Source organism: Novosphingobium sp. 18050 (genome assembly GCF_902706195.1).
Lineage (GTDB): Bacteria > Pseudomonadota > Alphaproteobacteria > Sphingomonadales > Sphingomonadaceae > Novosphingobium.
In genome coordinates, this window is the sequence record NZ_CACSJO010000095.1 from 1 (window position 1) to 445 (window position 445).

Below are 445 nucleotides of genomic sequence, written 5' to 3' on the forward strand. Positions count from 1 at the left end.
GCGGTACTGCGGCGTGGGAGCGAACTCGGCATAGACCACGTCCGCCGCGGCCTCGATGTCGGCGAGGCCCGGCAGCGCCGCGTGGGTGCGGGCGGATGCATCGAGCGCGGAAGCGGGCAGGGCGGCGTTCATGGCGTGGCCTTTCGTTCGGTGAAGAGGATCTTGAGGGCGAGCACGCCGAGCACCGTGCCCATGAGGTAGCGCTGCGCGCGCATCCAGCCGGCGCTGCGGTGCAGGAAGCGGGCGACGCGCGCGGCGAACAGCACCAGCAGGGCATTGACCAGCGCGCTGATGGCGATCTGCAGGGTCCCCAGAGTGAAGGTCTGCGCGAGCCACAGGCCGCGCTCCGGATGCAGGAACTGCGGGAAGAACGCGACGTAGAACATCGCCACCTTCGGGTTCAGCGCGCTCGTGAGAAAGCCCATGAGGACGAGCTTGCGCGGCC

1 protein-coding gene is annotated in these 445 nt (G+C 69.7%); it reads right to left on the bottom strand.

From position 1 onward, the window contains the following. Positions 1-128: 128 nt before the first annotated feature. Positions 129-445: LysE family translocator (locus tag GVL61_RS24540; protein WP_159983880.1), on the bottom strand; the 317-nt coding region annotated here is incomplete at its 5' end.